The sequence below is a fragment of the Microvirga guangxiensis genome, assembly GCF_900102135.1.
Taxonomy (GTDB): Bacteria; Pseudomonadota; Alphaproteobacteria; order Rhizobiales; family Beijerinckiaceae; genus Microvirga; species Microvirga guangxiensis.
The window spans coordinates 66,570-93,253 of record NZ_FMVJ01000013.1; the positions used below are offsets into that span (position 1 = coordinate 66,570).

The 26,684-nt window shown below is 60.5% G+C and carries 22 protein-coding genes; 7 read left to right on the top strand and 15 right to left on the bottom strand.

Going from position 1 to position 26,684, the window contains the following annotated elements; genetic code table 11:
• Positions 1 to 11 precede the first annotated feature (11 nt).
• Positions 12 to 209 (bottom strand): hypothetical protein, encoded by a 198-nt coding sequence (locus BLP10_RS18785; RefSeq protein ID WP_175493972.1) that lies wholly within the window; start codon positions 207 to 209, stop codon positions 12 to 14.
• A 405-nt stretch (positions 210 to 614) separates the two neighbouring features.
• On the opposite strand from BLP10_RS18785, the gene BLP10_RS18790 reads away from it, so the two are divergent.
• Positions 615 to 1,457 carry an ABC transporter substrate-binding protein gene (locus BLP10_RS18790; protein ID WP_244510691.1) on the top strand — a complete coding sequence of 281 codons (843 nt, stop codon included), beginning with the start codon at positions 615 to 617 and terminating at the stop codon, positions 1,455 to 1,457.
• A gap of 485 nt (positions 1,458 to 1,942) precedes the next feature.
• Here BLP10_RS18790 and BLP10_RS18795 read toward each other — a convergent pair whose 3' ends face one another.
• From BLP10_RS18795 to BLP10_RS18835, 9 genes are all read right to left on the bottom strand, one after another.
• On the bottom strand, positions 1,943 to 3,325 hold the full coding sequence (locus BLP10_RS18795; RefSeq protein ID WP_091138104.1) for an HTH domain-containing protein: 1,383 nt from the start codon (positions 3,323 to 3,325) through the stop codon (positions 1,943 to 1,945).
• A gap of 538 nt (positions 3,326 to 3,863) precedes the next feature.
• Entirely contained in the window at positions 3,864 to 6,230 is a 2,367-nt protein-coding gene (locus BLP10_RS18800) for an AI-2E family transporter (RefSeq protein WP_244510692.1), read from the bottom strand.
• Positions 6,231 to 6,910: 680 nt separating this feature from the next.
• Entirely contained in the window at positions 6,911 to 8,281 is a 1,371-nt protein-coding gene (locus BLP10_RS18805) for a transposase (RefSeq protein ID WP_091138233.1), read from the bottom strand.
• A gap of 201 nt (positions 8,282 to 8,482) precedes the next feature.
• Positions 8,483 to 9,379, bottom strand: coding sequence for a carbohydrate kinase family protein (locus BLP10_RS18810; RefSeq protein ID WP_091138109.1), 897 nt, complete (start codon positions 9,377 to 9,379; stop codon positions 8,483 to 8,485).
• Positions 9,376 to 10,449, bottom strand: coding sequence for an ABC transporter ATP-binding protein (locus BLP10_RS18815; protein WP_091138111.1), 1,074 nt, complete (start codon positions 10,447 to 10,449; stop codon positions 9,376 to 9,378). The genes BLP10_RS18810 and BLP10_RS18815 overlap by 4 nt, the downstream gene beginning before the upstream one ends.
• Positions 10,449 to 11,957 carry an argininosuccinate lyase gene (gene argH / locus BLP10_RS18820; RefSeq protein WP_091138113.1) on the bottom strand — a complete coding sequence of 503 codons (1,509 nt, stop codon included), beginning with the start codon at positions 11,955 to 11,957 and terminating at the stop codon, positions 10,449 to 10,451. Before argH ends, BLP10_RS18815 begins: the two co-directional genes overlap by 1 nt.
• 5 nt (positions 11,958 to 11,962) lie before the next feature.
• Positions 11,963 to 12,814, bottom strand: a complete 852-nt coding sequence (locus tag BLP10_RS18825) for a carbohydrate ABC transporter permease (protein WP_091138115.1) — start codon at positions 12,812 to 12,814, stop codon at positions 11,963 to 11,965.
• A complete protein-coding gene (locus tag BLP10_RS18830) occupies positions 12,814 to 13,740 on the bottom strand; it encodes a carbohydrate ABC transporter permease (RefSeq protein ID WP_091138118.1) in 927 nt (308 codons plus the stop codon). Before BLP10_RS18830 ends, BLP10_RS18825 begins: the two co-directional genes overlap by 1 nt.
• A gap of 25 nt (positions 13,741 to 13,765) precedes the next feature.
• Positions 13,766 to 15,019 carry a sugar ABC transporter substrate-binding protein gene (locus BLP10_RS18835; protein ID WP_091138120.1) on the bottom strand — a complete coding sequence of 418 codons (1,254 nt, stop codon included), beginning with the start codon at positions 15,017 to 15,019 and terminating at the stop codon, positions 13,766 to 13,768.
• A gap of 168 nt (positions 15,020 to 15,187) precedes the next feature.
• On the opposite strand from BLP10_RS18835, the gene BLP10_RS18840 reads away from it, so the two are divergent.
• The 4 genes from BLP10_RS18840 to BLP10_RS23265 all read left to right on the top strand — a co-directional run bounded on the left by BLP10_RS18840 (position 15,188) and on the right by BLP10_RS23265 (position 20,063).
• On the top strand, positions 15,188 to 16,441 hold the full coding sequence (locus BLP10_RS18840; RefSeq protein ID WP_091138122.1) for an ROK family transcriptional regulator: 1,254 nt from the start codon (positions 15,188 to 15,190) through the stop codon (positions 16,439 to 16,441).
• Positions 16,431 to 18,827 carry a PIG-L family deacetylase gene (locus BLP10_RS18845; RefSeq protein ID WP_091138125.1) on the top strand — a complete coding sequence of 799 codons (2,397 nt, stop codon included), beginning with the start codon at positions 16,431 to 16,433 and terminating at the stop codon, positions 18,825 to 18,827. Before BLP10_RS18840 ends, BLP10_RS18845 begins: the two co-directional genes overlap by 11 nt.
• 6 nt (positions 18,828 to 18,833) lie before the next feature.
• Positions 18,834 to 19,733 (top strand): DMT family transporter, encoded by a 900-nt coding sequence (locus tag BLP10_RS18850; RefSeq protein WP_091138127.1) that lies wholly within the window; start codon positions 18,834 to 18,836, stop codon positions 19,731 to 19,733.
• 174 nt (positions 19,734 to 19,907) lie between these two features.
• Positions 19,908 to 20,063, top strand: a complete 156-nt coding sequence (locus tag BLP10_RS23265; protein ID WP_175493973.1) for a hypothetical protein — start codon at positions 19,908 to 19,910, stop codon at positions 20,061 to 20,063.
• A gap of 99 nt (positions 20,064 to 20,162) precedes the next feature.
• Here BLP10_RS23265 and BLP10_RS18855 read toward each other — a convergent pair whose 3' ends face one another.
• Positions 20,163 to 20,933, bottom strand: a complete 771-nt coding sequence (locus BLP10_RS18855; protein WP_091138235.1) for an SDR family oxidoreductase — start codon at positions 20,931 to 20,933, stop codon at positions 20,163 to 20,165.
• A gap of 393 nt (positions 20,934 to 21,326) precedes the next feature.
• On the bottom strand, positions 21,327 to 21,908 hold the full coding sequence (locus BLP10_RS18860) for an ATP-binding protein (RefSeq protein ID WP_091138130.1): 582 nt from the start codon (positions 21,906 to 21,908) through the stop codon (positions 21,327 to 21,329).
• 383 nt (positions 21,909 to 22,291) lie between these two features.
• On the opposite strand from BLP10_RS18860, the gene BLP10_RS18865 reads away from it, so the two are divergent.
• Both BLP10_RS18865 and BLP10_RS18870 read left to right on the top strand, forming a co-directional pair.
• Positions 22,292 to 22,915 (top strand): HAD-IA family hydrolase, encoded by a 624-nt coding sequence (locus tag BLP10_RS18865; protein ID WP_091138133.1) that lies wholly within the window; start codon positions 22,292 to 22,294, stop codon positions 22,913 to 22,915.
• 768 nt (positions 22,916 to 23,683) lie between these two features.
• Positions 23,684 to 23,998: an NIPSNAP family protein gene (locus BLP10_RS18870; RefSeq protein WP_091138135.1), complete on the top strand. Its 315-nt coding sequence runs from the start codon at positions 23,684 to 23,686 to the stop codon at positions 23,996 to 23,998.
• A 143-nt stretch (positions 23,999 to 24,141) separates the two neighbouring features.
• Here BLP10_RS18870 and BLP10_RS18875 read toward each other — a convergent pair whose 3' ends face one another.
• The 3 genes from BLP10_RS18875 to BLP10_RS18885 form a co-directional block, all read right to left on the bottom strand.
• A complete protein-coding gene (locus tag BLP10_RS18875) occupies positions 24,142 to 25,035 on the bottom strand; it encodes a fumarylacetoacetate hydrolase family protein (protein WP_091138137.1) in 894 nt (297 codons plus the stop codon).
• Positions 25,036 to 25,099: 64 nt separating this feature from the next.
• Positions 25,100 to 25,858: an SDR family NAD(P)-dependent oxidoreductase gene (locus BLP10_RS18880; protein WP_244510695.1), complete on the bottom strand. Its 759-nt coding sequence runs from the start codon at positions 25,856 to 25,858 to the stop codon at positions 25,100 to 25,102.
• 53 nt (positions 25,859 to 25,911) lie between these two features.
• A complete protein-coding gene (locus BLP10_RS18885; protein WP_091138239.1) occupies positions 25,912 to 26,652 on the bottom strand; it encodes an SDR family oxidoreductase in 741 nt (246 codons plus the stop codon).
• Positions 26,653 to 26,684 lie beyond the last annotated feature (32 nt).

A 26,684-nucleotide genomic window follows, 5' to 3' on the forward strand; every position in this document is an offset into this window, starting at 1 on the left:
TCCCGAAGAGGTCATGAGACCGCCCTGAATCTCTCGAAAGCCGTGATCCGTTGAGAAAACGGCTCCACGTCCCGGCGGTAGATCTCCTGCCGCAGGAACTTCATCTCCGCCTCATACGTATCCTCGGCAATCTCGATGAACCAGGACTTGGGACGGCCGTTCGTGCCATCGTTCCAGCGGTAACCCCGCTTCTTGAGGTTGTCCTTCATGTCGAAGGGCGAGCCTTCCACAGCAAGGGTGATGTGGGGAGCATCGGATCAGGAGCAACATCCGAAAGGCAATAAACCCCGGACCCTTAGAAACCACAACTCTACGTCCGTGGGTGACCCAGTCCGGACATTACCTGGCTGGTTCAATCCCATTCACAAGGTAAGGCTCCCACTCGCCCTGGAGACACGCGCCCCAGGGCCCGAAAAGTGTGCGTCTGGCTGCGCTTGGCTGTATACTGGGCTTCACACTCAGCGTTCGTTGGCTCCGGACATAGGAGGATGCCAACGCGCCTCTGCACGAGTGCTCTCACCTGTCTCGCCGCGATCAGCTTCTCTGCATCGGCCGTTGCTCAATCTTCCATCAGCTATTCCAGGATCGGCTTGCTCGCATAGGATACCTGCGAGATGCCGGACCTGATCGCTGGCCTGAAGGACCTAGGCCGCAAGCCGGGTGAGGACATTGTCATTGAGTGCCCTTTGACAGGGAAACGGTATGAAGGCCTGGCACCGGCAATGTCTGACCTAGTGAAGCTGCCAGTTGATGTGCTTGTCTCAGAATCTGAGCCCGCCGGGCATATCGCACGGTCGGTGCCCCAAACTGTTCCGAACGTCACGATCTTGAGCGGAGACCCAGTTGGCTCCGGACTGGCCCAAAGCCTCGCAAAGCCGGGAGGCAATCTAACAGGCTTGACCTATTACGCCACCGAGCTGGATGGCAAGCGCTCGGAACTGCTCAAGGACATGATCCCAGGGATCTCATCCGTTGGTGTGTTGGCGAACCCGGATGTGTCCTATCTCCCCTTCGAGACGGACACACGCAACGCCGCCAAACTCCTTGGTATCATGCTCGTTGTGCGCCAAGTGCAGGAGCCGAGCGCACTGGATGGCGCCATTCATCAGATGAAGGCTGAGGGCGCGCAGGCTTTCTTTGTTCTTCCCGACGTTATGTTTGCCTCTGAGGCCAAGCACGTTGCCGATGGAGCTCTGGCCGAACAGCTACCTCTGATGTCTTGCGGCGCCTGGTTCACGGAACTGGGCGGTCTCATTGCGTATCCGGCAGATTATGCGAGCCTAATCCGCCGCCTCGCTCTCTATGTTGACAGGATCCTGAAAGGTGCTCATCCGGGCGATATTCCGATTGAAAAGGTAACCCGTTTTGAGCTGTCCCTCAATCTGCGGATGGCTCGCACCATTGGAGTGACGAGCCCGCCCAAACTACTCATGCGGACTGACAAAGTGATTGAATGAACTCAGTGCGACCTCTGGGGCGCAACATCCGTATTCGAGTGGTAACCCGACCTCTTGTTTCGTACTAAGTCGCGCTGATCGACCATGTGGGTTAGCTGGAGCGAGAATGACGTGCTGCTTGTGGGGCACCGCTACTGCCCAGGGTAGGAGGCCGCCATTGCTGGTCGATCGTCATGTAAGAGATCGGAGAGCATGAGGTTTCGTGGGGCAGCTCCTATCGATGGGCAGGTAAACGCGTCGAGATGACGGGCACTTGAAACAGATCAACAACTTGGTGCCCCGCAAATCCTTATGCCCTCCCAGAGGCAAGGGCAGGTCACTGCCGACAAGCAGACCATCAATGCAAGTTAGAGGACCCCGAGGAGACCTTCAGGTGTTCCACTTCTGACTTGTGTGGGGTCCGGCACTGAGCAGGGCACGTGTCGTCTCGCCGTCGTGGCCGGCAGGACGACACTCTGTTCAAGAGTTTCAGTGAGGGGAGGCTCTCACGCCGCCTGCCCAGCCTTCTGCACCATCATCGTCTCGATCTGCTCGTCCGCACGTTTCGCGGCGGGGCGATGGACGTGCGCTTCGATATAGGCCTCGAAGGTGCGGCGCTTCTCGATCATGCCCGACACCATGCCCCATTGCAGTTGGCTGGTGAGGAGGACATCGGCGGCCGTGAAGCGGTCGCCTGCCACATAGATGCGGCCCTTGAGCCAAGCGGAGAGCGAGTCGAGTACCCGCGCATAGGAGCCGTAGCCGAAGCTCATTTCCTGATCGAGAGAAGGATTCCAGCCGGTCAGGTGGTTGGTGGCGGCGGGCTCCAGGCAGCCGGCGGTGAAGAAGAGCCAGCGGTAATAGTCGCCGCGATGTTTTGGCTCCGGCGCAAGGCCCGCCTCGGGGAAGGCGTCAGCCAGATAGGCGCAGATGGCGGCGGCCTCCGTCACGACGACCCCGCCGTGCTGGATCGCCGGCACCTTGCCCATGGGATTGACGGCGAGGTATTCCGGCGTCTTCATCGTGGTCCCATATTCCAGCACCCTGAGGGTGTAGGGACAGCCGATCTCCTCCAGCATCCAGTGCACGATGTTCCCGCGCGATTGCGGATTGGTGTAGAAGACGAGGTCTGCGCTCTTGATATCCTGACTCATGGGTGTCTCCCTAGTGCGGTGTGAACAGGGGACTGAATAGCGTGTGCTGCTGTCAGATTCTGGCAGTAGCGTTTTCTGCCATTCTTTCATGAGATGACGGCGCGGCCGGGGCAGGCGTTCGGGCAGGATTTCCGCCGCCTCGATCCGGTCAGTGCGGAAATGCCGAAAGCTTCCCCGCAACTCGCACCAGGCCACCAACACGCGGGTCGATTCGAAGAACCCGATCGACACGGGCCAGATGATCCGCTTGGAGCGCGCGCCCTTTTCGTCGGTGTAGCGGATGGACAGCTTCCGGCTTTCGCTCAGCGCACGCCGGAGCAGCGCAAGATCAATGGGCTGCGGTCGGTCCCAGCCATGACCGATCACAAGAGCGTCGTCCTCCATGCGCTCGCGCAGGTCAGCGGGAAGCACGGCGGCGACTTTGGCCATGACGTTGCGTGCCGCCTGTCCCATCCCCTCATCGGTGCGCCGCCCGACCCATTGCAGGCCGAGCGCCAGCGCCTCGATCTCCTGGGCGGAGAACATGAGAGGAGGGAGCAGGAAGCCGGGCTTTAACACATAGCCGAGCCCCGGCTCGCCCTCGATCTGCGCGCCCATGGCCTGAAGCGAGGCGATGTCACGATAGAGCGTGCGCAGCGAAATCCCTGCCTCCCGTGCCAGCACCGCCCCGCTCACCGGGCGACGGTGACGGCGAAGGATTTGCAAGAGATCGAAAAGGCGTTCGGCACGTGACATGCGTCGACCTTAGCACGGGAGGCTGACGGATTATGACAGTAGGGTTGGGATATGCTGTGGGTGAGGGGAGCGTGGGAGGCCGTTACGGAGGAGGTATGGAGGCGTCTGCGCCCTGCTGAACACCACCCAGCAGCTTGGTGTGCCCCTACTGCCTCTGCTGCCGGACGCCCGACACTATTGGAGATCGATTGATCCTCGAAACACTGGACCGCAGCATCCGCTGTGTGTTGGCGACCAGCTACGAGCAATGGGCGCTGCCGGAGACCTGCAAGGACCTACACGCTGCGATACGCTCGTGGACCTGGGTCACCGCACACATGCCCTCTTCGAGTGAGGCCGCCCTAGCAGACTAGCCCTAGGCCGGAAGGACCGCTGTTGGTACGCCTGAGACCTCAGCCAGAAGGCAGCAATCCTCGTTGAACCGGACGCTGCGAAAGCGCAGGAAATCTCGGTTCCTGACCCAATCCGGACTTTACGCCCTAATGTAAGTTTGTCCGCAGTGGCGTGTCTGTGATGTGAGCCGCATCAGAGGAATGTCTCACGTCGTGCCAGCGACCGTGACGGGGTTGGGTCGGGGCCTGCTCGTGTCTTCCACAGGGCGACGCTCGATCTGGCTCATCAGTTCGTCAGCCATATCCTGGAGGCGTCGGCAATTCGGCTCCGAGAACTCGCGTGGCCGCGTGTCGATGACGCACAGGGTGCCGATCACCAGTCCCGCCGAGGTCCGCAGCGGAGCCCCGGCGTAGAAACGAATGCCCTTCTCCAGCACGAGCGGATCGTCGGCAAAGCGGGGATCCTTGGTCACGTCGCCGGACACCAGCACCTCATTCGCCGCAATCACGTGGGCGTCGAGCGATTCCTGATGAGGAGTCTGCTGCGTGACCTGCGTTTCCTGGGTCAGTCCTACCGCGTTGGGCGGTGTCCGATGCACATCATCCACGAAGGACACAAGGGCAAGAGGTACATCGAACGCCTGCGCGATTTTCCTCGATGCCTCGTCGAACTGGCGGCCTTGCACGGAGGCCAAACCGAGGTTATGCAGCGCCGCAATCTGCGCCTGCTCGATATCAGGAAGGACCAGAGGCGCTTCACCGGGCGCTGCCGGGCGGCGGACCCACACTTTCACCTGCTCGACACAGGCCTCGAGCGAGACGAAGACTGCATCGGCTGCCATCTGCTTCTTAAATTCATCTGCTTGCCCCATCCCAGTTGCGAGATTCCAGCAGCAGACGACGAGTTTCATGTGCGGTGCCCGGCGGCGCAGGCGGCGGTGGATATACCGGGCATAGACCTGCGGCTGGGGATGCAGGTAGGACAGGCACACCACGTCCACACCTTGCAGCTCAAGCTGCCCCAGGGCTCCCTGGCTGACGGCGATCGGCGGCAGGACTCGGGCACCGATACCGCTCTCCTCGAGCACCTGCGCCATCATCTCTGCCGCCGCGCGGTCGAGTTCGGTGCGCCCTGCCACGCAGAGGACGGTCGCGGGCTGCGCCTCGCGGGCCGCTGGTACGGGATTTTCGCCCGCCTCCGCATCATCGCTGGAAGTGGCCTTCTCCCGGATATGATCTTCGACCTCGCGCACGACACAGATCGCTGTGTCGGCAACGAGCCGTCGGTAGTTGGTGTCGGTGGTGCTGCGCTGGCGGTCGTTCTCGGCCAAGCGGAGAGCCGGAATGGCTACGTTGTCGTAAAGCTCACGCGAGGAGTGCTCGTCGACGTAATCCTCGGCCATCTCCACCGCTTCCTCGAGGTTGCCGGCCAGCAGGCGCTGGTAGAGTCGCTCCTCGGGAGCAAGCACCGGATCGCTACCGAGGAGGATGCCGAGAAATTCGAGCTGGGGTACGTAGCGGCCGATGACCACGAGGCACACCGTCAGGGGCGTCGCGAGGAACAGCCCGACCGGGCCCCAGAGACTGGTCCAGAAGATCGCCGCCATGATGATGGCCAGTGACGAAAGCCCGGTGCTCGAACCATAGAGCCATGGCTCGATGACGTTGTTGCTGATTAGCTCGGCGACAAGGAACAGGCCTACGACCAAAAACAGCATTGTCCAGCCGGGATCGACCGCGATTGCTAGAGCAATCGGGAAGAGGGCAGCTAGGAAGGGGCCAAGATAGGGAATGAACCGCAGCACCGCCGCCAGTAGGCCCCATAGCAGGGCATTCGGCACGCCGATGAAGTAGAGGGCAATGCCGATCGGGATGCCGTAGGTCAGGTTCACCACGAGTTGCATCAGCAAATACCGGCTGACCCGGGCGGCGGCATCATTGATGGCCTGAGTGCTCTTTTGGAGGTCGCCGGCGCCCGCCAGCTTGATGAAGCGGTCGCGCAGGTCCTCGCGCTCGAGCAGCACGAAGATCACAAAGATGATGACGAGGCCAGCGGTGGCGAGCGGCGCCAGCAACGGACCAACGACAGCTTGGATAATCTCGAGCGGCTTGGCCTGCGGGGCTTCGAGCCGCACGGTGACGGGCTCCTGCGGTGTGCCGCTGCCGAGCCTGGATTCGGGTGCCTGCGCCGGAGGGGTGTCAGGGGGCTCCTCTCCGGAGATCTGCTTGCCGACATCCTGGATGGTCGTCGTGACCTTGTCCACGATCCCCCCGCCAGGAGCGGAGGCCTGCAACGAGCGGATCTTGCCGGTGATGGTGGTCTGGTAGATCGGGAGGTTGTCGGCGAGTTGAACGAGCTGGCGTCCGACCACGAAAGCAATGCCTGCGATCAGGATGAAGGCAAGCGTCACAGCCACGAGCACGGCTGCTATCCGCGGCAGCTTCCAGCGTCTGAGCCAGTTGACCAGCGGCGTCAGGGCGAAGCTCAAGAGAATGGCCAGGGCGAAGGGCACGAAGAGATCGCGGCCGAAGTAGAGGCCTGCGATCGCCAGCACAATGCCGCCGGCTGTCAAGATCGGAGACCCTGCGGGCTGGAGGGCTGGCGGGGTTGGAGGGGCCGGAGCTGGGTCGGCCATCGTGCGGTGCCTTTGGTTCAGGTTGGCCAGAGGACAACTCGACGCCGGTGCATTAGATCCGATCGACGATTCGGAGCAGGGTCGCCTCAGGCGCGTTGGACTCAGCAGACACCGCCAGGAGCTTACCCTCAACGGTACTGTCATTCTGCGCCTGTTGGTGTCTCATGCAGGCATGAGACTGACCCGTCGTGCCATCGTGGAGAAGGTTGGGGGGTGAAGGGAGACTTGCAGTGCCTTCGTATCTACGTGCGATCCTTGAGAGGAAAGCTGGAGCCGGATCCAGAGCAACCGCACTATATCCTGACCGAGACAGGGATCAGTCATCGGCTGCGGACCGATGATTGAAGCCGGATCGGCTTGTAGCTGGCGGTACGCCCAGGCTCAGCTCCGCATCGCCCGGCCTGACAGTTTTCATTTGCGCAACCTACCATGACCATCACCGCGGACCCGGATGATACCTGTTTCGCAGTCCGCCTCCCGCGAGATTGCCATGTGAAACATAAAGGTTCGCTCCTGGCAGATTGCGTTGACAAAGTCGGCGCTCAAATTGTCTGACGCGGCGGCGAAGCTTTGTTTGCGGAAGCGAGGGGCACGCCGAGCCGTTCCCCGGCCCGTCCTCAGGCTGCTTGGGTCATCTGAGGCTCTGATGGGGTGATCAGCTTGGCGAGCTTCCTCAGGTTCTGAGCCGTTGCTGCCAGCAGGAACTCGTCCTGAGCCCCGCACGGACCGCGCAGCCGCAGGCGTCCCATCTTCAGGATCCGCTTGAGATGGGCAAACAGCATCTCGATGCGCTTGCGCCCCTGACGTGACCGCTCATAGGCCAGCGTGCCGGCCAGCACTCGGGCGACCTCCCGGGCATGCTCGTAGATGCTGCGCGGGATCTTGCGCGCCGGCGTATTGGGACAGCACTTCTCCTTGAGGTGACAGGAGCCGCAATCGAACGTGCTGCCTCGATAGATGCGCGTCGTGCCCTCGTTCACAACCGTGCCGCTGGTCGTCAGCGTCTTGCCTTCAGGACAGGTGTAGGCGTCCGCTTCAGGATCATAAGTGAAGTCCGCCCGTGAGAGGGTGCCGTCCTGGCGCTCGGACTTGTCGATGACGGGGACATGCGGCTCGATCTTCTGCTCGTCCACGAGCCAGTGCAGCATCTCGGCCGAGCCATAGGCACTGTCCGCCGCCAGCCGCTCGGGCTTGAGACTGAAGCGTTCAGCCGTGCGCTCCAGCATGGTGCGAGCCGCGCCCACTTCGGCCTGCCGCACCGCTCTGGAAGCTTCGACATCCACGATTACGGCGGCCTTGAGGTCGATGAGGTAGTTGTCCGCATAAGCAAAGAACGCCGGACCGCGCATGGCACCGGTCCACTGGGCTGCTGGATCCGAGGGAGAGACGAACTTCGGCTCAACGTCTGTCGCTGCACCCCAAGCGGCTTCGTCCAATGTAGCGAGATACTCCTGCACCGCCCGCGGCGCTGCCTCGGTGTGATCCTGGGCTCTCCAGTCGGCGCCTGCCAGAGAGCGCTGCTTGTTGGCATCAGCCTGGATCAGGCTGGCATCGACCGCAAACCCTTCACCACCCACCAGCCCCTCGTCCAGGCAGCGCTGCACCACCACCTCGAACAGGTGGCGGAACAAGTCGCTCTCGCGAAAGCGCCCGTGCCGGTTCTTGGAGAAGGTGGAGTGATCCGTCACTTTGCCCTCCAGGCCCAGGCGGCAGAACCACCAGTAGGCAAGATTGAGGTGCACCTCCTCGCATAGGCGTCGCTCGGAGCGGATGCCGAGGCAGTAGCCGATCAGCAGCATGCGGATCATCAGTTCGGGATCGACAGAGGGGCGGCCTGTGGTGCTGTCATAGCCGGCGAGATGCTGGCGCAGCCCGGAGCAGTCGACAAAGCGGTCGATGCGCCGCAGGAGGTGATCGCAGGGGACGTGATCCTCGAGCCGGAACTCATAGAATAGGCTCTCCTGCATCACGAGACGCTCGCCCATCATGGCCCGATCCTCCTGCTGAGAATGCCTCTTCAGGGAATCACGATCCGCCGCCAATCACGAGGACTTTTTCAACGAAATCAGCACTCCTGAGACGTAAGCATTTGGTCCGCTTCGACACTCTAGTGCCGACGTTCGTGAAGCGGCCGGAACGTGAAATTTTGACCCATAGCAGGCATTCATAGAGGTGCTTAACTGTACCCCTTACAATAACCGCGTCGGTGCTCCGCCCGCTGATTGGACGGAGCGGGCACCTGCCTCTATCCCCGCAACTAGGCTCCTCTCCAGATCAGGTGTCGTAAGCCAGGAATGCAGAAAACCGGCGTTGAACGCATCGCCCGCGCCAGTCGTGTCAATTACGTCGACGGGAAGGGCCTCCGCCGAGATGAAGGTCGATGCGTGGGAGGCCATGGCGCCGTGTTCGCCGCGCTTCAGCACGACCAACGGAAAATGTGCTTGCAGATGGCGCAGGATGGCTTCTTCCGAAGTTTCGCCGGTCAGCGCTTTCCCTTCCTCGACATTAGGCAGGAAGAGATCGACGCCTGAACAGGTCTCGAAGAAGCCGCTGTCCCGACGGATCAGCTGATCGTCCCAACTCGGATCGAGGGAGACGGTCAGGCCTCGATCCTTCGCTATGGCGACCACGTCCGGATTTTCCTTGAGGGTCGCGAACTCCGCGATATGCAAATGCACGATGCCGGGCGTGGAGAGCGCCTTCTCTAGAGTAGCAGGCCTGGAGGTTCCGGCGCGTCGGGAAATGAAGGCGCGCTCGCCGTCCTTTACTAGGGCGACAGTCGGCTGGGGCCCTGCGTCGTGAGAATGCTCGACGAGGCCGAGATCGATGCCGCTCGCTTCAAGCTCTGGATTAAGAGCCTGTGAGAGAGGGTCGGTTCCAAGGCGCGTGAGCAATGCTGCCGCCCGGCCGAGGTATGCAAGATGAGCTGCGGTGATATAGGCCCCGCCGCCTGCAACGATGGTCACGTCCTTGGCAAAGCGCTCGCGGCCGAGCGTCGGCATATCGTGCAGGCCTGTGAAGATGATGTCGCAATAAGTGCGTCCAAGGCACAGAACCTTGTTCTTCTGAAGGGTCGTCCCGGTCATTGGGCTGCCAAGGCCTTCTCTGTCACCTTGTCGAAATAATAAAGCCTCTCCGCCGGAGCATGCAGGGTCATCGGCTCGCCGATCTTCGGAATCTGCCGTCCGGGCGCCGAGCCGATGACGGTCTGATCGCTGCTCTCGATGTGGACGAGGGTTTCGGAGCCCAGGGGTTCCACCACGACGACCGTACCCGATATGGAGAAGCCCGGCATTCCGGTTGATAGCCCCAGCGCGAGATCCTGCGGACGGACACCAATCAGGATTTCGGAGGACGATGAGGACAAGGATGGAATCTTGACGGAACTGCCGCCCGATAGATCGGCCCGACCTTCTTTCAACGAGGCCGGAAGCAGATTCATCGTCGGGCTTCCGATGAACCGCGCGGTAAAGATGTCGACCGGTCTTTCGTAGAGTTCCAATGGCGTTCCGACCTGGAGGATCCGACCGTCGCGCATCACCACGATCCTGTCGGCCATGGTCATGGCTTCCACTTGATCATGGGTGACGAAGACGGAGGTCGTGCCGAGCCGATGATGGAGACGCTTGATCTCGATGCGCATCTGGGTGCGCAGCTGAGCATCGAGGTTGGAGAGAGGCTCGTCGAACAAGAAGGCGGCCGGATCGCGTACCATCGCCCGTCCGATGGCGACGCGCTGGCGCTGGCCTCCAGAAAGTGCCGACGGGCGACGATCCAGGAGCTGCGAGAGGCCGAGCGTCCCGGCGACCTGCTCGACGCGCTGACGCTTCTCGCTCTTCGAGAGCTTGGAGCGGTAGAGGCCGAAGGCGATGTTGTCGGCCACGGTCATGTGAGGATAGATGGCATAGTTCTGAAACACCATGGCGATGTTCCGGTCCTTCGGCTGAAGGTCGTTGACGACACGTCCGTCGATCCGGATCTCGCCGCCGCTGATCTCTTCAAGCCCTGCGATCATCCTCAGCGTCGTCGACTTGCCGCAGCCCGATGGGCCAACCAGCACGACGAATTCACCGTCCTGAATCGAGAGGTCGATCCCATGGACGACGGTGGCCTGTCCATAGCGCTTGACGAGGCGATCGAGTTTGATGGTCGCCATTAGCGGGCTCCGAGAAGTGCGTTGAAACGGGATTGGAGATCCTTGGCTGACGCCTCGGCCTGTCGGTTCGCCTCCCGCATCCGGTCGCGAATGCGGGCGATCTCCTGATTGTAGCCGGTAATTGCCTCAGACAATGCCCGCGGCGCCGGCCCGCCGAAGCGGTCGCGAACGGCGACGAAATTTTCCGGTGAAACGATCGTAGCGAACAAGGCTCGTTCGATCTTCGTCTTTCTGCCCGCACAGCGCTCGAAAGCCTCTTGGAACGCCTCATAGCCGTCCTCGGCAATGTCGCCGCCGACTGCGACCACTGCGCGTGAAACCTCAGCGGCGATCTCGTGCGCCTCGCGGAACGACAAGCCCTCCTGACGCACCAGGCTGTCGGCAAGCTCTGTGACCGTGATGCAACTGCGGCGGATGTTCTGGCGCACCCGCTCCGGATTGATGCTCAGGGCCGGAACGAGGGCAGCCAGCAGGTCGAGAATGCGGCCTCCGCTCTCGAAGGCGCCATAGCCGAAACCCTGGCTCTCGCCCTCGCTGTCGTTCATGTCGGTGAAAGGCGTATTGTGCATGATCGTGAGCATCGCCTGCGCTCGCCCCACCGTTTGGGAGGATAGATGGCGCATGTGCTCGATGGGAACGGGATTGCGCTTCTGGGGCATGATCGAGCTGATCTGCACGAAGGCATTCGGGACATAGACCTGCCCCACCTCGAAGCTCGTCCAGAACTGAAGATCCTGGATGAAGCGGCCGAGGTGAAGGAACGCCAGTGCAATCGCCGAATAGGTGGACGTGATATAGTCGATCGAGGCGATGCAGCTGTAGGAATTCTGCAGCGGCCTGCTGAAGCCCAGGAGATGGGCCATCAGATCCCGGTCGATGGGAAAGCCGCTTGTGGTGATCGCGGCGGCGCCCATCGGGGAGCGGTCGACGATGTCTCGGGCAGCCTCGAGCCGGGCGATGTCGCGCAGCAGGGTTTCGAGAACGGCAGAAAGATAGTGGCCGAAGACGGTCGGCTGTGCCGGCTGGCCATGGGTATAGGCGACGATGAGCGTGTCGCTCTCGCGCTCGGCGACCGATGCCAGGGTTTCCGCCAACCGGACAAGCCGCTCCAGCAGGGGATCAATCCGGTGCTTGAGGCCCAGCTTGAACAGGGTGTGATCGATATCGTTGCGGGAGCGCGCCGTATGCAGCCGGCCGGCGAGATCAGGCCCCAGGCGCTTGCGCAGCTCTTTCTCCATCAGGAAGAAGAAATCCTCCACCTCGCCCGTATAGGTGAGGGCGCTCACATCGATCTCGCGATCGATGGTTTCGAGCGCCTGAGCGATGGGACGAGCCTGCTCGATGGTCAGGATTCCGGTTTCGTGGAGCATCACGAGATGAGCCCGGTCGATCAGGCGGAAGCCTTCCACATGATGATCCTTCGCGCCGTCGAAGAGCGGGCGCAGGACGGTTTCCTTGTAGACCGGATCCGGGAAGACGGAGGTGTCGTTGAAGGTGGCGGCTGGCATCGGCTTTAGCCTTTGAGTCCGGCCAGCATGACGCCCCGGACGATGTAGCGTTGGAGGAACAGGAAGACGACAAGGGTGGGAAGGGTTGCGATGCTCGCACCCGTCATGATCTTCTCCCACTGGATCGACTGCTCCACCGCGAAGCTGGAGAGGCCGACCGGCAGGGTGTAGAGCTCGGCGCTCGTGGTCACGATCAGCGGCCAGAAGAAGGCCGTCCAATTGCCGAGGAAGGTGAAGATCGCCAGCGCCGACAGGGCAGGGGTCACCAGGGGCATGGCGATCTTCCACCAGATGGTGAACTCGTTGAGCCCGTCGATCCTAGCTGCCTCCAGGAAATCGTCCGGCACGCCTTCGAAGAACTGCTTCATCAGGAACGTGCCGAAGGCCGTCATCATCCCTGGAAACATGATGCCCCAGTAGCTGTCGACCCATCCGAACTGGCTGGCCATGAGATACCAGGGCAGGACCAGCATCTCGGTCGGGATCATCAGGGTGGACAGGATGGCGATGAAGACGATGTACCGGCCGCGGAACCGGAACTTCGCCAGCGTGTAGCCGACGAGACTGTCGAAGAAGACGTTCGAGAGAGTGACGATGATTGCGATGATCGTCGAGTTGACGAACCAGCGCGTGAAGCGGCCGTCGCTGAGGATCTCTATGTAATTGTCGAGGGTTGGGGCTTCCGGGATCACACGGAGGTCATATACCTGTGACGCATCCTTGAGGGAGGTCGAAAGCATGAACAGCAGAGGCGTCACCATGATGACGCCGCCGATGAACAGGAGCGTCCAGGCGACGATCCGTCCGGGCTTGATCCGTGACATCGGCAGGGCTTGGGAGGGGGCATCAGCTCTCATCAGCGGTCCCTCATGAGGCGCAGTTGGACAAGGGAGATCACGAGAAGGATCATGAACAGGACGACGGTCTGCGCAGCGGCATATCCCATTTCATAGGAGCTGAAGGCCGTCTGGTAGATCATCAGGACCAGGGGCTTGGTGGAGTTGAGGGGACCGCCGGGATCGTTTGTGTTGATGTTGTAGACTTGGTCGAAGATGCGCAGGAAGCCGATGGACGAGAACACCACCAAGAAGACCAGGGTGGGCTTCAGCAGCGGGAGCGTGATCCGGCGCAGGATCGCTCCTTCCGACAGGCCGTCGATGCGGGCAGCTTCGTAGTAGGTGACCGGGATAGCGCGCAGGCCCGCGAGGAAAATGATGACCTGGAAACCGAGACCGGCCCACACGGCGGGGGCGAGCACCGCCGGCAGCGCCTGCGAGGTCGAGCGCAGGAAAGGCTGCTGCGGGATGCCGAAGCTCGCGAGGACATCGTTGATCACCCCAATGGGAACCGGCTGGTAGAACCAGCGCCAAACCCAGGCCATCGCTGCGGCTGTGGTCAGGAACGGCAGGAAATACAGCGCGCGGATGAACGAGTGCATGAACCGCACCCGATCAAGGTAATAGGCCACCACGAAGGAGATCAGCAGACTGATCGGCGTACCGAGAATCAGGTACATGAAGGTGTTGCGGAACACCTGCCAGAACAGCGGATCGTTGAACAGTCTTTGGTAATTCTCGAACCCGACGAAGGAGGCGGGCTTGGTGAGCGTCCAGTCCGTGACCGAGAGGTAGAAGGCCTGAAAGGTCGGCCAGAAGCGGATGATGACGTAGAAGAGAAGAGGAGCCGCGAGGAAGCCCCACGCCCATATCACCTGTTTCTGGCCAAGGCTTATCCTCGACCAGAGGCCGCCTGGGGCGGCCTCTTGCTGTGCAGTTGCGGACATACGCTTCTTCCTAGCGGAGATTGCCTTAGCGCTTGGCGCGATCGAGGATCGCCTGCTCGGCTTCCGCCGCCTTCGCGAGCGAGGTCTTGGGGTCCTCGCCGTTGATCAGCACTCGGTTGACCATGTCGATGGCGATCTGCCGCTGGGCCAGCTCATCTTTGAACGGTGTCGTGTGAGCATACTCCAGACCCTTGAGGAACGGGCCGTAGATCGGGTTTGCAACATTCTCGGGTGTCAGGGCCGAGGCGCGCCGCGCCGGCAACTCGCCGACAACCTCCAGCCAGATCTTCATGGCCTCTGGCGAGGACACGTAGGCCAGGAACTTCTCAGCGGCGGCAAGCTTCTCGCCCTCGGCTTTCGTCGTGATCGCGTTGGCGAAGTAGCTCGCAAAGGTGCTGCGCACACCCTGGGCATTGGCGGGGAGCTCGGTTACGCCCCACTCGAAGGCCTTGATCGAGTTGAAGGAGCCCAGGCGGAACGTGCCGTCGATGGTCATCGCAGCGAGGCCGGCACGGAAGGCGGCTTGCCCTTCATCCATGAAGCCGACCTGGCCGACTTTCTGCTTCTTCTGAAGGTCCGTGTAGAACGTGAGCGCCTTCAGTCCGGCTTCGTCGTTATAAGCAACTTTGGAATCGCCGTCCGTGTAGGGAGCGCCGCCGAACTGACGGACCAGGACTTCGCGCCACCAATGCTGATCCTGTCCACCCATATCGAGAGTGATCCCCGCGGAAACAATGTTGCCGCCGCCATCGCGCTTGGTCGTCTTCTCGGCTGCGGCGACGAGTTCGTCGAGGGTCTTAGGCGGGTTGTTGGGGTCGAGGCCCGCATCCTTGAAGGCCTTCTTGTTGTAGAACAGCGCGAGGGATCGCACCGCTGTTGGCAGGCCGTAATAATCGTTGCCGCGCTTCATGGCGCTTACAATCGGGAAGAAGTCGCGCTCGATGTCCGCCGCTGGGAATGCTTCCGCGCGCAGTGGACGGATCATCTTGCCGCCAATGAAATTGTCGAGCCAGCCATAATAGAGCTGCACCACGTCCGGGCCCTGGCCGGCAAGAATCGCGGCGGCGACTTTCGTCTGGTAGTCGGCATAGGGGAAGGTGGTCTGCTTGACCTTGATGTCAGGGTTGGCTTCCTGGAACTTCGCGATCAGCTGGTTCATCGCCTTGACGCGCGTGTCAAAGACATACTGCCAGTATTCGATCTCGACGGCCTTCGCTCCGGTGGTGGCGAGTGTGGCGACGCCCAAGGCGACGCTCGCGAGCAACTGACGAAAACGCATATCCCTCTCCGTTTTTTCTGGCGCGAGGCGCCGACATCTCTCCGGTGACGGCCTTCTGAAGGACCGCTCCGTGGCCAAGGCTCACCCAGAGTCCAGGAACTGTCAATAAGATAATCCACTTGAGTTATTCGTGGCCTCGGTTCATCGTCAGCGTTGTGGAGTTTGGAGATGTCGAAGAGACCAAAGGCTGGAATCCAGTCGACGATCGGCAGCAATCCGGAGCGGAATCGCTCTCACAACCGGCGCGTGGTGCTGGATGTCGTCCGCCAGTTCGGACCGGTCGGTCGGATGGAAATCTCCCGGCATGCACATCTGAGCACGCAGGCCGTCTCGAACATCGTCGAGGAGCTTGTCGCCGATGGATTGCTGATCAGGGGAGAGAGGCTCAGGGCAGGTCGTGGCCTGCCGCCGATCCAATTCGCCGTCAATCCTGAGGGCGGCATGACGGCCGGAGTCGAGATCGCTGCCGATCACATTTCTACGCTGCTGGTCGATATTGGTGGTCGGGTCCGTGCGCAGCGCACCCTTTCCATTCCGCGAAATGACCCTGAGGCCGTGCTTCCCGCCATCAAGACAGAGATTACAGCGGCTCAGGCGCAGTTGAAGTCCCCGGCGCCGCAGCTCTTGGGAGTCGGTGTGGTGATGCCAGGGCCTTTCAACGTCGAGGGCATGACCTCCGTCGGACCGACAACTCTGTCGGGATGGCTGGACTTCGACGCGTCCGCCGAGTTGGGCCACATGCTGGGCGCTCCGATTGCCCTCGAAAACGATGCTACGGCAGCGGCCGTAGGAGAGCGTCTCTACGGGGCAGCCAAGGCGTTTAAGAACTTTTGCCTGATCTATTTCGGGCGGGGCCTTGGACTCGGCATCATGATTGACGGCCGTCCTTACCGCGGAGCCAACGGCAATGCGGGCGAAATAGGGCATGTGCTGGTGGAAAAAGGCGGGCGCCTCTGCTCATGCGGGCAGCATGGCTGCCTCGAGGCTTACGCCTCGCTTCAAGCTCTCACCGAGAGACTGGCGGCGGCTGGAATCCGCCGGGTCGATTACGCGCATCTGGAGCGGCTGCACCACGAGAAGCATCCCGTCGTCGAGACGTGGATCCAGGAGGCGGCCGGCTATCTGGCACCCCAGATCGCCATGCTCGAAAATCTCTTCGATCCCGAGGCCGTCGTGATCGGCGGCGCTCTTCCGCCAAGTCTCCTGGACGATCTTACTCGAACCATGCAGCCGCTCCCTCTCTCTGTCGCGAGCCGAAGGAACCGGAGCGAGGCGCGCCTGATCGGCGGGAAGACAGGGCGACTGACGGCTGCCCTGGGTGCTGCCGCCCTGCCGCTTCTGGAAACGATGACGCCCCGTCTTGATACCGCGCACGCCGCTCACCGGGAGCAACCCGCAGAGGAGGTTTCTCTTGCTGGGTGACCATGACCGTCTTGCCCGCGCCGTCCATCAGCCGGCGCCGGTTCGTCTGCATCGGGCCCTAAGCCGGTTAAGATCCACGCTGACCGTGATGAACATTGGTGCGCATCCGGACGACGAGATCAACGGCCTGCTAGCAGCTCTGCGTTTTGCTTACGGCATCCGGACCGTAGTGGCCTGCTCGACGCGGGGCGAAGGTGGGCAGAACGCGCTCGGGCCGGAGCGGGGCGGCGCGCTCGGCGCTTTGCGAACGGCCGAGATGGAGGAGGCCGCACGCCGCATCGATGCCGATGTGGCATGGCTCGGTCATGGTCCGGGCGATCCGATTCACGATTTCGGCTTCTCCAAGAACGGTGACGACACTCTCCGGCGATGGGGCGAGGAACGGATCGTCGAACGGCTTGTCCGGTGCTATCGCCAATATCGGCCCGACATCGTGATTCCAACATTCCTGGACGTGCCGGGCCAGCACGGCCACCATCGCGCGATGACCCGCGCCGCCGAAAAGGCACTGAATCTGGCGGCCGATCCCGCAGCCTTTCCGGAACACGCGGAATTGGGCCTCGCGCCGTGGCAGGTGTCCAAATTCTATCTGCCTGCATGGTCCGGGGCGGGCTACGCCTATGACGACGAAGTGCCGCCGCCGCCTGCAACCTTAGACATCCAGATTGTTGGCGGCGATGCCGTTACCGGATTGGCCTATAAGCAACTCGGCGAGTGGTCCCGTGCTGCGCATGCCTCACAGGGCATGGGCGAGTGGCGCGACGATCCCATCGATCAGTGGAGCCTTCATCTGAAGCGGCATGCCGGCGCTTCGCCGGACCTGGAGCGCGACATCCGCGATCACCTGCCTGGGGGGCTTCGCGATCTCGCGGAAACGCCGGGCCTGACGGAAAAGGCAAGTGCTGCCCTGCATGAAGCACAGGAATGCATTGATGCAGCCGTCGCGGCGTTTCCCGATCGCAGGCTCATCAGCGCTTCGCTCTCTCACGCGGCGCGGTTGATTGAGGGCGCACGGAAGGGCATGGATCGGCCCGTCATCGACCAATTAGGGCATCGTCTCAACCGCAAGCTTCGCGAGATCGATGTTACACTTTTCGAAGCGAACGCGAACGCCGCAAGGGCGGTATTCCACGGAGCGGGATATCCGGGAGCGCAGGTCGAGCTGAAGGTCTCCATCGATGCGCCCAGCCTTGCGAACCTCTCGGTCGAGCCTCGGCTTCCCGAAGGGGTCGAAGTCAAGGAAGTTTTCCGCGAACCGAGATGCGTTCGCTATGACGTCGCAATTCCGGAGAAGGCTTCTTATACGGGACATTACCCGCCAGCGTTCGATCCCATGGGCGGCAATGGCGAGGCCGGTCTTTGTGTGAGCGGTGATCTCGACGGCCGCAGGATCGAGATCGATCTCGATCCCGAGACATCCCTTATGATCGGCCCGCAACAATCCCTGTCGCTCGATCCGGCTTTCGCGATCATGAGGGTCTATGCACCGGCGTCCAGCATCCGTGTCCAAGTCACGGGCGCAGCGCCCACAGACTGGCAGGCGCCGAAAGGCTGGAGCGTTCGGCGCCAAGACAGTGATTGGGTCATTGATCCTCCGCAGCAAGAGAGGGCCGGTGTTTCAACTCTCGTTCCGATCCTCGATGGCAGACCGGCAAGTTCCGTGCGAACCATCGCCTATCCGCACATCCAGCCGGTTCCGTTCGTTGCGCCGGCGGAGCTAAAAATTCTGACGCTCGATGTCGCTCTGCCGAAAGGCGCCCGAGTCGGATATGTCGGTGGCGGCAGCGACAATGTCGGGATGCATATGCGTCGCCTCGGGCTCGATGTGACGGATCTCGCGGAGGGGGATCTGAAAACCGGATCCCTTGCCGATTTCACCACCATCGTCATCGGCATCTTTGCCTTCGGGCTCAGGCGCGACCTGCAAGACGGGAACGGCCGGTTGCATCGGTTCGTGGAGGAGGGCGGGCATTTGGTGACGCTCTACCATCGTCCGACGGATGGCTGGAACCCGGACCGGACGCCGCCACGCCGACTCGTCATCGGCTCGCCGTCGCTGCGCTGGCGTGTGACCGATCCTTCCGCTCCAGTGACGGTTCTGAAACCGGATCATCCGTTATTGACCTCTCCGAACAGGATCAACGCGAGCGATTGGGAGGGCTGGGACAAGGAGAGAGGACTCTATTTCGCAGCCGACTACGATCCCGCCTATGAAGAGCTTCTGTCACTCAATGATCCGGGTGAGAGCCCGCTCAATGGTTCGCTGATTTCAGCCCGCGTCGGGCGCGGGCGGCATACCCATTCTGCGCTCGTTCTGCACCATCAACTGGACAAGCTCATTCCCGGTGCCTTCCGCCTCTTGGCTAATCTCGTTCAGCCCGCCTGAGAACCCATGGAGCTAGAACCAGACAGAAGATCGGGCGCGCCTCATGTCCCTTTATGGATCAGCGCAGGATGGCTATTGCTTGACATGGCGCTGGTCACGGCCATGCAGATCCTTGTCAAGGCCGAGGGCGAGACTTATGCGGCGGTCCAGTTGGTCTTTCTGCGATCGCTCGTCGGTTTCATCTCGGTGGCGCCGCTGGTGTGGCGCCACCGCCGGAAGCTGACGCACCTGACGAACATTCGCGGTCACCTTGCCCGTGTCGCTTTCAACTCCGCAGCCCTGACACTCAATTTCGCAGCCTTCGCGGCTCTGCCCCTAGCTCTCGTCACCGCCATCGGCTTCACGCGCCCGATCATGCTGCTGGTGATGGCGGCGATCATGCTGGGGGAGAGCGTGAGCCGGATACGCTATGTTTTCACGATGCTCGGCTTTATTGGCGTCATCATCATGGTGCAGCCTGATGCGATTCCGTGGAATGTGGGACTGCTCGCCGCTTTCGGATCCGTGTTCTTCGGCTCCCTTGCCGTCGTGCAGACGAGACGGCTTGCGGACGAAAACACGGTCGTCCTGATGCTCTTCTACACGGTCGGCCTAACGTTCCTGACCTTGATCCCTGCGGTCGTCGTCTGGGAGCCGATCCCATGGAGCGCGGCACCGAACATCATCCTCATCGGCGTCCTGGCGCAGGTCGGACAATATTGCTGGCTGCAGGCCTATCAGAAGCAGGAAGCGCGTCTCCTTGCGCCGATCGGATACATGTCGATCCTCTTTTCGGGATTTGCGGGCTGGCTCTACTTCGTCGAAATCCCGTCTCTGTCCCTCTGCATCGGCGCCGCCATCGTGGTTCTGACCACGGTGCTGGCTGCGCCTACTGAGCGATGGATAAAAAGCAGAAGCAGAGTGTAAGCGCAGCCAAGACTGAGCTTGGCTATACTCCCGCACGAATTGGATACCCGAGCCGTCGTTCTGGCCCGTGCTCTTATTCAGAGCGACGGAACAAAAGATCTAAAGATCGGCTGCCAAGGAACTTGAAGGGGCGTTGACCGGTTTCCTGAGCTTACTCCAGGAGGAGGATCTTTCATGTTCCTACGTGTTGATAAGCTTCAGGTCGATCTGCCTGCGCCCAAGCGCCAAGGCGTCTGCGTCCGGTTCTGGCACGAGGCCGGCGAAAGCGGAGCTTCTGACATCGTGGGACAAGCTGACCTCCATACGGCCACGCCCAAAGGCTCAGTTTGACCCAGAGCCGACTCTAGCTGGTGGAATGTTCTGCCAGGTACGCAACACAATCTTGCAGGCGGGCTCGTGCACTGAGCGCGAGCCCGCGCTCACCAACTGTTACGTCCGGGTTATGGAAACACCACCGTCGGCGACGAAGGCACTTCCCGTAACGAAGCTCGAGGCGTCGGACGCCAGGAACAGGACCGCCTTCGCGATTTCCGCCGGGCTCGCGAGCCGCTTGAGGGCATGCAAGCCCTCGACGAAGGTACGGACTTCCGGAGGCGATCCCGGCGCATTGACGATGTTGGACGGTGTATCGGTCCCGCCCGGCAAGATCGCGTTCACGCGAACGCCCTGGGCGCCAAATTCGGTCGCTAGAACCTGGGTCAACCCGATCAGACCCGCTTTGCTCGCGGCATAGGCGGCCATTCCAGGCATTCCAGCCGAGTAGCCGACAAAGGTCGACGTAAAGATCAAGGAGCCGCCGCCCCGGTCTAACATCGCGGGCACTTGGTACTTGGCACCAAGAAACGCGCTCGTCAGGTTAGTCTCGAGCGTAGCGCGCCATCCATCCACCGAAAGGCCCGAGACGGCTCCGGTCTCGCCTACGACACCAGCGTTATTGAAGGCTATGTCGAGACCGCCGAACCGCTCGACCGCAGTTCTGACAAGTGCCTCAGCGAGTGCTTCGTCCCTTACGTCACCGGCAATTGCGACGGCAGTACCTCCGGCTTCCCTGATCTCCGCAACCAGCGCTTCGAGTTCATCGGATCGGCGTGCCGTAACGAGCACGTTCGCTCCTTCCTGCGCAAAGATTTTGGCCGTTGCATATCCAATGCCGGAGCTGGCCCCGGTCACGATGGCCGTCTTGTTCATGAGCGTCGTCACTGATGGAAATCCTTCCTCTTTGAGCCCAATGCCCATGGCCGATTTCCCAGATTGGATCGTCAGCGACGACCCGTTTCCTGCGCCCGATTCCTGTGATGAAGTCGTCCATCGCTCTCAGGGGAGCGATCCAGACAAAGACTGTTCTAGTCTATGCTGCCACCTCCCAAAGCAGTTCGGCTGTCGAGGCTGCCGACCTGACGGACGCGGTTGCGTTTCACCAGGGAGTTCAGCCAGGCCGAGACATGTGTCACGAACCGCGTGAGAGCCGGATCGTCAGCCGAGGATAATGGCTCAGAGGACATTCCGAGAGCGCGGAAACTCAGTTCCCGACCCGAAGCAGCTTTCCAATCATGGCCCCACGGACGGCCGCAACGAGTGGAGAGCCAACGCTCGCTACGCTGTGCGCTCGCTGGAAGGAGCGGCGTGCCGCTCCCCAGTCAGGGCGGCCATCACTGTCGTTACGAGTTCATCGACGTCATGCGTCCCATTCAGACGAAGGACAGGGACAGTTTGGTCCGAAAGCCAGGCTTCATGCCGAACACGATTGCGCCCCGAGAATGCAGGATCGTCATACTGTGATGCCCACTGGCGGAATGCGACATGTATCTCGTGCATATCACCACCTGACTCTATCCGGTCCTGGTAGCGTTCTCTCTCGCGCGCCAGCAACCGTTCCATTCGGACAGGCGTCGGTGTGTCGACGAACACGATGAGATCGACATCATCGATAAGCGCGTCCCCCCAACCATCGAAGGAGCCTGTCAGAACCCACCCGTCGTTTCCTTGTTCTTGACGGATGAGGCCGACACGCTCTTCAGGAGGGCGCTTCGTGGTGAAAGGAGGGTCTGTCGGCATCCAATAGAAGTCATCGACATCCAAATGCCGGACGGCAAGCCGATGCGCCAGCATCCGGCCCAATGTCGTCACGCCTGCGCAAGAAGCCCCGGTGACGTATATGCGGGAGTCAGGTTTCATTCGAGACAGACTAGCGTACTGCCTCTAACGCTGACAATTATGCGACCTCAATAGCGCGGGCTTCGGGTGGACAGGGGAAAATCCCAGTCCAACCCGAACGGAAGCACTTGGCACGAGGCGGATGTAGATCGAATTCCCAGATCCACGGCGTGAGCGGACTTTCATTCCGTCTGCTCAATTTCTTGGTTTGGCCCACAGGAGACGTTGGCTGATCTCAGCATATGGCTTGTGTACGATGCAGAGCTAATAATTATCCCTGTTCCATAAATGGGCTCATCGGCAATTCGCGTGTAGATAGGGTGTTTCGCAAATCTTGATTAAATTCACAGCCTCTTTGAAGTATTATAGCTTAAGTGTCCCACGAACGTAGAAACCATTCCCTGATGTCGCAGCTCCGCTTTCACGATCAATCGTATGCAGCCTTCCTCTTTGATATGGATGGAACCCTGTTGGACTCCACTGCTGTCATAGAGCAGATTTGGCGGACCTGGGCAGCACGCCATGGCATCGATCATATTCCCCTGCTGGCGGCCGCGCATGGTGTTCGATTGGAAGACACAATCCGCCAGTTCGGGCCGGCTGGCATCAACATCGACGCGGAAGCCGAATTGCTTCTTCAGGAAGAGATGGACAATGTCGACGGCATCGTCCCCATTGACGGGATCGGACCATTGCTCGCGAGCCTCGATCCCGCTTCTTGGGCCATCGTTACATCGGCCTCAAGGGAGCTCGCTCACGTACGACTGCGTGCCATTGGCCTCCCTCTGCCAGCCGTCATGATCTGCGCGGAAGATGTTGCGCGGGGAAAGCCCGATCCCGAAGGATATCTGAAGGCAGCTGACTTGCTGGGAGTGTCGATTGATGAATGCCTCGTGTTCGAGGACGCTCCCGCTGGCGTGGCTGCTGCAAAAGCAGCGGGTGCGCATGTTGCAATTGTCGGTGACCGTGTGCCAGCGAGCGAAGGTACGCATGTATTGCGAGACTACCGCGAAATAATGCTAGCCTGACAACCTAGTACTTTAAGGTACCAGCAAAGTGGTTCCATAAACGGCCCTCTGCGAAACTCGCGTCGTATGCACCGAACGTCTGAAAATGGCACCAGGCCGAAGTAGGCCGAACGTCTCGACCTGCGGGGTAAGCAGAACTCTACACTGCCGCGCTTATGGGCGGCCCGTGATCCGTAAGAGACCTTCCCTATCAGTCGTGTTTTGGTTTAGCACCGGGATTCCACGAAGTGCTGTTCGTGAGTCCGGACGGCCCCACGCACTCAGGTTATTTGAACCTTTTGGACTCGGGATATGGCGCTCGCCAGATTTTCGTGCTCTTGATCTGGAAGGGAGCGACACTCGCTTTCCACACTACCTCCTCAGCTGTGACGGTCGCCGCTGTACCGACTGTGCCGCTTCCCGAGACGTGTGAGATCTTAGCTTTGATCCCATGGATAATTCGTCGTATCTCAATCGAGGATAGCTTGCTCTCTCCGAGTGGGCGCTTCGTGTCTTGGTGAAGTGACCGCCTGTGCATCCGCCCCGAACGCTGCCCCACGCGCTCGACCCTTGCAGGCTGCACAGCAACTTGCTGCCATGCTCTGCAGCATGGCTTATACTCGATCGAGAGGCATGTGATAGCTTGCTTGGACTGGACAGATGCAGCTGGCAGGACGACAGGCGCTTCACGCAGGCGTGGCAAGGTCTAGCCAAGATAGAGTGGACCAATCGGCGCAGTGCCTCTCGCATTCTTGTCGTGCAAATGTTTTCTATTTGAAAGGATTAACGATGCTTATTGAAGAGCGCATCTACACTATCGCGACAGGCAAGCTGCCGACCTATCTCGCGTTATACACGAACGGTCCGCTCGACTTGCAAACGCGAATCCTGGGCAATCTTCTTGGTTATTTTACTAGCGAAATTGGTCAACTCAGCACGCTTGTTCATCTCTGGGGTTATACTTCGTTCGAGGACCGCATCTCGCGTCGGGAGGCTCTAGCGGCAGAGCCTGAGTGGCAAAAGTACCTCTCGGCCGTCACGCCTATGATTATGAAGATGGAGAATCGACTGCTCGTTCCAACTGCTTTCTCGCCAATCCGATAAGGGGCAGCGTGCAAACCCCATCATGACGCGAGGAGACGGTGGAATGCGATTGTGATTGGCGCAGGTAGGAGTTCCAGCAAGTCAACGTTCGGCAGGACTTCTGCCGAACGTTCAAAGATCCATGGTTGGAGACGTGCAGCCCTTTATGCGAGTGCGACGTCAGAATTGCCATACAAATCTGTTTCAACAACTCGATTGCGAAGTTCTCCAAGACCTGTCCCGCGAACGACGATCTCGTCGCCGTTCTTTAGGAAAACCTGAGGATCGCGTGCCATCCCGATACCACTGGGTGTCCCAGTCAGGATGACATCTCCAGGATATAATGTCATTCCGAAGGACAATTCAGCGATCAACTGGCCAACATTGAATGCCATCTGTTTGGCATAGGCATCCTGCCGCTTCTCGCCGTTGACAAAGGTCTCAAGCCTCACAGAGGGGAGGTCGATCTCGTCTGCGGTGACGAGATATGGCCCGAGCGGAGTGCTGCGATCGATGCTCTTGCCCTTGAACCACTGACCTCCGTGCCGGCGCTGAAGATCGCGCTGCGACACGTCGTTGGCCAAAGCATAGCCGAAAACATGATCGACTGCACGGTCCGACGGAATGCTTCGGCCTTCCTTGCCGATGATGATAGCGATTTCACCCTCATAATCCCACTTCTGAGAGATGCGGAGATCGAAGGCGATATCCTCCCGAGCGCCGATCAAAGCGTTCGGAGCTTTGTTGAAGAATGTAGGAGCGATTGGACGTTCGACTTCCTGTCCGTCGCGTTTGCCAATGCCTTCTTCAAAGTGGTCCCAATAATTCCACCCGGTGCACAACACATCCCGGCGGAACCGGCGGATCGGCGGCAGGAAATGAGCGCCCTCAATCGGCAAGGTTTCATTGGAAGCGGCTTCGAGCTCTGACAATTTGCCGAGCCCCAGCTTGATGAGGTCGACCATGTCGCCGCTTGAAACAGGGAAAAAGACAATCTGATTGCCACGGACAATCCCGGTCCGCTCCATGTCCCCAACTTTAACGCACGCAAGTTTCATCGTCGTATCCTGATTGTTGAGCCATTGTGGAATTGCCGGAAAGATCTCTTCCGGCCACTGCGATCTAGTCGAGCAAGCCCGTTTCTTCCGATACACGGCGGTATGCAGCGCCGGCGGTGAAACCTCCATCGATGGTGAAATCCTCACCTGTGATGAAGCTTGCCTCTTCGCTGACCAGAAACGCGACCAGCCGTGCGACTTCCTCATCGGCGGCAGCGCGTTTCATGGGCGTCATCGCGATCATAGGTGCAAGATGGGGCGACTCGCTGTTGAGCTTGGTTAAAACAAGACCGGGGCAAACTGAATTCACGCGAATGCCACGGCCGGCGAACTCCATGGCCGCGGCCTTGGTCAGTCCTCGCAATCCCCATTTGCTGGCCGTATAGGCCGGGTCGTAATGAGCCGAGAATGCCGAGTTGGACGATATATTGACGATTGCGCCGCCCCTGCCGCGCGCCATCTTGCCGCTCACGCAGCGAATCCCAAGGAAGGCGCCGGTCAGGTTGATATCGACAAGGCGGCGCCATTGGTCGGGAGAAGTCTGGGCGATCGATTTGCGGTTGATGATGCCGGCATTGTTCACGAGTATATCAATCGCGCCTCGCCAGTTCACCACGGCATCGACAACGGCCGTCCATTCATCCTCTCGGCTGACATCCAGCTTGAAGAAGCGAACATTCAATCCTGCTTCGGTTAGAGCTTTCGTGGCCTCAAGGCCTTCTTCTTCGAGGACATCGCAGAGAGCAACGCTTGCACCGCGTTGAGCAAGGAGTCGGGCCTCAGCTAGGCCCTGGCCACGACTTGCGCCAGTGACAATTGCCACCTTGCCTTCCAGAGTAGCCGGCATCGCCGACGTTGCATTCTGAAAATTCGCCATTAGTAAGTCGCCCTTCCGCCGGAGAGATCGTAGACTGCTCCAGTCGAGAATGAGCAGCCATCGGAGGCGAGCCATGCGGCAAGTTCGGCTACCTCCCGAGGTGTACCTGCGCGTCCCATTGGGATCTTGGCCAGATTGGTGGCCACCATCTCAGGGGACATTTGATGCAGAAGATTAGTTTCGATAAGCGCAGGCGCGATGCTGTGGACGCGAATGTGAGTGTTCGCCAATTCCTTTCCCAGCGCCTTTGAAAAGGCGATGACGCCCGCTTTCGCCGTGGAATAGGCCGCCATGCCCGGATTGCCGTCTTTCCCGGCAATGGACGCGATGTTGATGATCCGGCCGCTGCGTGCGGGGTTCATCAGCTGCAAGGCTGCATGCGAACAGTAGAAAACGCTCGTGAGATTGACGGCGAGTGTCGCTTGCCATTCGGCTGCGGTGTAATCGGCGACGTTCTTTGTCGGCCCGGTGACGCCCGCAGCATTGACCAGAAGATCGAGGCCCCCGAGATCGCCTGCTGCATCCGCCATGGCCTGATTGACGGCATCTGCATTCGTGACGTCGACCGCCCGGAACGTGAGATCTCCCCGAAGCTGTGAGGTCTTCTGCCTGTCCCAAACCTGCACCCTGGCACCGGACTCTAGGAAGATATCTGCGATCGCACTGCCGATCTGTCCGCAGCCTCCCGTGATGACGGCTAGGCGGTTCTGCAAGCTGTAGCTGTTTCTTCCGATCGTCATCTCTGCTCCCGGCTTCTCGCCCACTTAGCCTC